This window comes from Streptomyces katrae (assembly GCF_000966975.1).
GTDB lineage: Bacteria > Actinomycetota > Actinomycetes > Streptomycetales > Streptomycetaceae > Streptomyces > Streptomyces katrae.
Genome location: NZ_JZWV01000420.1, coordinates 1 through 1,583, shown reverse-complemented (window position 1 = coordinate 1,583; position 1,583 = coordinate 1). Strand labels below are relative to the sequence as shown.

The 1,583-nt window shown below is 72.0% G+C and carries 3 protein-coding genes; 2 read left to right on the top strand and 1 reads right to left on the bottom strand.

Annotated elements, in window-relative coordinates; all coding sequences use genetic code 11:
- The coding region (locus tag VR44_RS16195; RefSeq protein ID WP_045948204.1) for an ATP-binding protein at positions 1–452 on the top strand (452 nt) is incomplete at its 5' end.
- A 49-nt stretch (positions 453–501) separates the two neighbouring features.
- Complete coding sequence (locus VR44_RS16190) at positions 502–828, top strand: hypothetical protein (protein WP_045948203.1); 327 nt, start codon at positions 502–504, stop codon at positions 826–828.
- 53 nt (positions 829–881) lie between these two features.
- Here the strand turns inward: VR44_RS16190 and VR44_RS16185 are convergent.
- On the bottom strand, positions 882–1,583 hold a 702-nt coding region (locus VR44_RS16185; RefSeq protein WP_045948202.1), incomplete at its 5' end, for a WD40 repeat domain-containing protein.

Below are 1,583 nucleotides of genomic sequence, written 5' to 3'. Positions count from 1 at the left end.
TCCTGGCCCAAAGCCGGCTCTCTCCCAGCGTGCACCTTCACACGGACGACTTCTACGCGGCGATCAAACAGGGAGCGTTGGCTCCGTACCTGCCGGAGGCGCACGAGCAGAACCAGACCGTCACCGGGGTGATCGCACGGGCCGCCGCCGGTTACGCCGCAGGGGGCTACCACACCGTGGTCGACGGCGTGATCGGGCCGTGGTTCCTGGGGCCCTACAAGAAGGCGGCGAAGGCCGCGGGCGTGGGATTGGTCTACGTGGTGCTGAGACCCGACCGGCAGACCGCACTTGAGCGGGGGATGTCCCGTACTCAGCACCCGCTCACCGACCGGCAGATCCTCAACCAGGTGTACGACGGCTTCGCCGACCTCGGCCCGTACGAGAAGAACGTCCTGGACTCGACCGGCCTCACCGCGGAGGAGACCGCCGAGGCCGTGCTCAGACTTCGCTGAGACCGTTCGAACTCCGCGGCGAGCCGCACCGGCCCGTCCCCGCCCCGAGATGCGATTCGATTCCGTGTCCTCGCCGGCGGCCCTCGCCCGGATGGACGCGCTGAGCCGCTGCCTCACGCCTTCCACCGGACACGTGCCGAGCCTCTGGCCGAGGGTGACGGTGTGCATGCCGGAGGCCGCGGACGGGCTTGACGCGGCGGGTTCCCTGACGCCGGAGCAGAGCCTGCTGGGCGTACTCCTCGATGACGACCAGCCTCCCTTCCAGCAGGCCCTCCTCACCTGGCTGGAGGAGTACAGCCGAGTGCGCTCCCGCTGTCCGCCCCGGCCGCCGCTGGGCGTTCCGGACGCGCGGCCGGACGGCGGCCCGGCCCTCTGAGACACCCGGTGGGCATCCCTGGGACCGGGGGTCCCGCCGTCGTCGGTGGCGGGTCAGCAGAGGGGGCGGCGGGGGATGCCGGGCAGGTAGGTCGACCACTCGAGGGGCGTCAGGTCGCGTCCGGCGCGCCGGCAGACGCGTTCGGCCAGGCGCGCCGGGGTCAGGTCCACGGACCGGGCGCGGGTGCCGGCGGCGGCCCACAGGGTGTCACCGTCGAAGGCCAGGGCCTCGACGCCCCGGCCGGGCAGCAGGAGGGGGTCTCCCAGGGCATAGTGCCTGTCGGTGTCCCAGAGCTGGACGCTGTCGCCGTCGACCACCGCGGCCAGCAGCCGGCCGTCCGGGGAGAAGGTGAACTCGCCGAGGTCCTGGCCGCCCCTTCCGCCGCCGCGCGAGACGCTGCTGGACATCGTCGTGATCCGTTGCGTGACCTGTCCGTTCCACAGTTCGACCAGCCCGGTCTCCCGGAAGGCCGCCACCAGGCGTCCGTCCGGGGAGTAGGCCACGTGCCGGACGCCGCCGCTGAACGTGCTCTCTTTCCTGTCGGTGCCGGTCTTGAGGTCCAGCAGCGTGCCGTCGGTGGTCAGGAAGTACCGGCCGTCCGGGCTGAAGGCGCCGCCGGCCTGCGTCCCGGAGACGGAGCGGACCTCCTTGCGCGCGCGGACGTCGTAGATCTTCAGTGTGTCCCCCTCTCCGGTGGGAACGCCTCCTTCCCGTTGGAGGGCGGCGATGTGGGCCCCGTCGGAGGCCAAGTCCAT